This is a genomic window from Candidatus Caldatribacterium sp., assembly GCA_014359405.1.
Lineage (GTDB): Bacteria > Atribacterota > Atribacteria > Atribacterales > Caldatribacteriaceae > Caldatribacterium > Caldatribacterium oleiphilum.
Window position 1 is genome coordinate 1 of sequence record JACIZN010000139.1, and the last position, 4,350, is coordinate 4,350.

Annotated in this window: 3 protein-coding genes, 1 tRNA gene and 2 pseudogenes; 4 read left to right on the forward strand and 2 right to left on the reverse strand. The window is 50.6% G+C overall.

The window, feature by feature from the left end:
- Positions 1 to 122: 122 nt before the first annotated feature.
- Positions 123 to 881: pseudogene (gene rpoD, locus H5U36_09225) on the forward strand (RNA polymerase sigma factor RpoD).
- 27 nt (positions 882 to 908) lie between these two features.
- A tRNA-Asn gene (locus H5U36_09230) sits at positions 909 to 983 on the forward strand.
- Positions 984 to 1,052: 69 nt separating this feature from the next.
- On the opposite strand, the gene H5U36_09235 is transcribed toward H5U36_09230, so the two are convergent.
- Positions 1,053 to 1,412, reverse strand: a complete 360-nt coding sequence (locus H5U36_09235) for a DUF190 domain-containing protein (GenBank protein ID MBC7218295.1) — start codon at positions 1,410 to 1,412, stop codon at positions 1,053 to 1,055.
- 2 nt (positions 1,413 to 1,414) lie between these two features.
- A pseudogene (gene crcB, locus H5U36_09240) lies at positions 1,415 to 1,807 on the reverse strand (fluoride efflux transporter CrcB).
- Between the two features lie 251 nt (positions 1,808 to 2,058).
- Between crcB and H5U36_09245 the strand changes: the two are divergent.
- The gene (locus H5U36_09245; protein ID MBC7218296.1) at positions 2,059 to 3,636 is read left to right on the forward strand and encodes an ADP-ribosylglycohydrolase family protein; all 1,578 of its coding nucleotides are present in this window, start codon (positions 2,059 to 2,061) and stop codon (positions 3,634 to 3,636) included.
- A 61-nt stretch (positions 3,637 to 3,697) separates the two neighbouring features.
- The coding region (locus H5U36_09250; protein MBC7218297.1) for an extracellular solute-binding protein at positions 3,698 to 4,350 on the forward strand (653 nt) is incomplete at its 3' end.

Consider the following 4,350-nt stretch of genomic DNA (forward strand, 5'->3'; position numbering starts at 1 on the left):
GACCGCGCCCTCAACCCGCCCTGCCGGGGAAGATGCGCAAGAGGCTCTCCGGGCGCGGGATCCAGTAGTCGGGTCTTTCTCTTTCCAGTATTTCCCTGGGAAAGGGGCCCCACCCCACCATGTTAGCCAAGCGCATTGAGCAGGGGGATCAGGAGGCAAAGAAAAAACTCATCGAGGCCAATTTGCGCCTTGTGGTGAGTATCGCCAAACGTTACGTCGGCCGGGGGATGCTCTTCCTTGACCTCATCCAGGAAGGGAACCTGGGCCTCATCCGGGCGGTGGAAAAGTTCGACTACCGGAAGGGCTACAAGTTCTCAACCTACGCCACCTGGTGGATTCGCCAGGCCATCACCCGGGCCATTGCGGATCAGGCCCGTACAATCCGCATCCCCGTGCATATGGTTGAGACAATCAACAAGCTCTCCCGGATAAGCCGTCAGCTCACCCAGGAACTCGGCCGTGAACCGACCCCGGAAGAGATTGCCGAACGTATGGGCATTACGCCTGAAAAAGTCCGGGAGATTCTCAAGACGGCTCAGGAACCTCTGTCCCTTGAGACCCCCATTGGGGAAGAGGAGGACAGCCACCTCGGGGATTTCATCGAGGATACCGGGGTTATGGCTCCGCCTCAGGCAGCTTCGTATTCCCTTCTGAAGGAGCAGCTTGAGAGTGTCCTCAACACCCTCACGGAGCGGGAGCGGAAGGTCCTGAAGCTTCGCTTCGGTCTTGAGGATGGAAAGCCCCACACCCTTGAGGAAGTGGGGCAGATTTTTGGGGTCACCCGGGAACGCATCCGGCAGATTGAGGCAAAGGCACTGCGCAAGCTCCGCCACCCAAGCCGGAGCAAAAAGCTCCGGGACTATCTTGACGAATCGGAGTGAGGTTTTTATAATCTGTACTTGAATCGCTCCTCGGTAGCTCAATGGTAGAGCGTCCGGCTGTTAACCGGATGGTTGCAGGTTCGAGTCCTGCCCGGGGAGCCATTCTTTTTTAGGCTATGGCCTCAAGCGTCCTTTGGGCTCCGTGAGAGTCTTTCCTCCACATTGCAGCCGCTACCGTACGGGTTGCTCTCTGCCTGAGGCGCTGTGCGTGTACTTGATGACCGTCACCCTTTCCATCGTAATCAACCCCTCCTTTACCACTTCATCGAGAAGCGGCAGGAGCTTGTCGATGTTTTCTTTCGTATCCACAACTTCGATGACAACAGGGAGGTCTTCCGAGAGGCGAAGAATCTTTGCCGTGTACAGCCGGCTATTGGCTCCAAAACCCATGATTCCCCGAACAACGGTTGCCCCTGCAAGATTCAGTTCCCTTGTCTTCAGGACAATCTGTTCGTAGAGAGGCCTTCCTTTGTACGTGTCCGCCTCTCCGATGAAGATTCTCAAGAGCACCCCTTCTTCAGGTAGCTTCATCGCTACCACCTCTTTGCGAGAACAACGAAGTACTTTGCAGCCATGAAACTAACCGAAACCAGCACAATCCCGAGGACGTTACTCAAAAGGACATTGAGTAGCGCAAAGGTCACCTCACCGTCTCGGAGCAGGTTGAAGGTCTCCAGGCAGTACGTCGAGAACGTCGTAAACGAAGCAATAACACCTATAAAAACGAACGTCCTGAGATTTGGAGGAACAAGGGCCTCTTCGAATAACCCCCCAGAGGGAACCAATGGCAACAGCACCAATGAGGTTCACACTCAGAGTTCCCAGGGAAATCCACCATCAAGGTACTTATGCGTTAGGCCAGAAATTGCGTACCTGAGCACAGCGCCAAATGCACCTCCAAGAGCAATAAGGCAGAGCTTTGGCATCGGCAACCTCCCTTAGAGCTTCTCCTGGTACCCTCGGTATGGTAATCTTTTGCACCGATTTCTGCAACCATAGGATCCCGCTGAGTATGCTTCTTGAGGAATTTTTTGAAAACCGTCGATTTGGGAAGAAGGACTTTTAAGAGGCTTTTAGCATATTCACTCGATTTTCTGTTTACGCCAATTGACAAATCATGTTAATCTAACTATAGTAATACTGTAAAATTGTATTACAATCCTGAAGGAGAGACACCATGAGACCCGTACGGAGAGAGACACTCGCTGTTTTGGTTGCCGAAGAGATCCGAAGGGACATTGTCCACGGGGTGTTCAGAAGAGGAGACAAACTCCCTCCAGAGAACGAGCTCGCTCGCATCCTGGGAGTAGGAAGGCCGACGGTTAGAGAAGCTCTAAGAATCCTTGAAGGCGAAGGGTGGATTCAATTCCGCTTTGGAGGAGGCGCTTACGTGATGAAAGACGGACAGAGTCCGATTGGGAATTTTGCTCACTTCCAAAAGGAGGAAATGCTGGAACTCCTCAAGTACGAGCTTGTCCAGCTTGAGGAAGAGGGCAAAGATGTTCCCCCATCAATTCGGGAAGATTTCTCGAAACTGAAGGAGGCCGACTCTTTCGAACGAATTGAAAAGTTCTACAATGCCCTCTTCGGACTGCAAGAGAAACAGGGTTACCCGTATTTTGAGCCCTCCGATTGGGAGACGATTCAAAAGGAAAAGCCCGAGAAGAGTTCTAAGATGCCGAAGGAGATCGATACTAACGATCTTCGAGAGAAGATTGAGGGAGCTTGGCTTGGAAGATGTATTGGCTGTACCCTTGGGAAGCCGGTTGAAGGATGGCCCAAGGAAGATATAGAGGTTTATCTGAAGGCTACTGATTCGTATCCTCTTGCTGATTACTTCGTGTATGCTCCCGATAAGATTGAAGAAGGAAGACACCCTTTCCACCCTTCTGCCGTTGAGGCGACAAGGGGAAACATTGCCTGGGTACCTCGAGATGATGACATAGACTACACCATCCTTAATCTCAAGCTCGTGCAAGAGAACGGTTTTGACTTCACACCAGAGGATGTTGGAGATATGTGGCTTTCTCACCTTCCGTACAACATGGTGTACACTGCTGAGCGCCAAGCATATGCCAACTTGGTCCGAGGTCTCAAACCCCCCTTCACAGCCACCTACTGGAATCCTTTCCGGGAGTGGATTGGTGCTCAAATTCGAGCTGATATTTTTGGATACCTTGCTCCTGGGAATCCGGAACTTGCTGCCTCTTTAGCGTACCGGGATGCCTCGCTTTCCCATACCAAAAACGGTATTTACGGAGAGATGTTTGTAGCAGCAGCTATATCCGCAGCCTTTGTGAGCGATGACATTCATGAGGTTATCATGGCCGGCCTTTCTCAGGTACCCAAACGTTCTCGACTGAGCGAAATGGTAAAGGAGGTGGTGGAGTGGAGCAAGCAGGCAAAGGACTGGCTTGAGGTTTGGGAGAAAGTTGAAAAACGCTACGGAAGATACCACTGGGTACATACCTTACCAAACCTTGCCTACGTGCTTATCGCACTTCTCTTTGGAGAAAAGGATTTCAGGAAAACCGTATCCATCGCAGTCATGTGTGGAAGGGACACGGACTGTAACGGGGCTACGGCTGGCTCGATTATTGGTGTTCTACTTGGCAAGAAAGGTATTCCAGAGGAGATGTATCGTCCTTTCAACGGCAAAGTCCGGAGCGCTGTTTTTGGCTTTTGTGAGACGAGAATTGAGGACCTTGTAGAAGCAACTCTAAGTGTGATTGAGAAAGGAAAAAGGGTCTTTTAGAGCCTAATAAGGGTGATATTAGAGTGGTTCAAGAGAGACAGTGTTTAGGGGGGTAAAGAACATGAGGCGGTCATTGCGGTTACAGGGTACAGTTGCTGTGGTGTTGCTGGTAGTGGTTTTGTTGGCGTCTCCTTTAGCAATGGCTCGCGAAATAACAGTGTGGTTGGCTTGGCTAGAAGAGCCGCAGAAAGAATGGCTTGTGAATAAGTACTTTCCCTCTTTCGAGGCTAAGACGGGCATCAAGGTTAATTGGATCGAAATGCCAGGTGATGAAGAGACTTTGAGGGCGCAGTTAATAGCGGGTAAGGGTCCAGATGTTGTTGGATTAGCAGGTCCTTCCTTTGTTCCCTTGTATATCGACGCAGGTTTCCTAAAGCCGCTGGATGAGTATGCGGAGAAGTACCGTTGGAAGGATTTAATGGTGGATCTGTACTGGCAACTCGGACACTATAAGGGAAAGTTCTATACAATACCTCAGGAATTCGAGGCGATGGTTCTGTTTTACAACCCTCGTATATTTAGGGAGAATGGATGGACTCCTCCGAGGACACTTGCAGAGATGGAAGAATTGGCGGCCAAGATGAAAGAGAAAGGTATAATGCCGTTTGCAAATGGCAATGTTGGTTGGAAACCAGCTATTGAGTGGATTTTTACCGCAGCGGTTAACAGTATAGCAGGTCCTGAGAAGGTTTATAGAGCTCTCAAGGGCGAAAT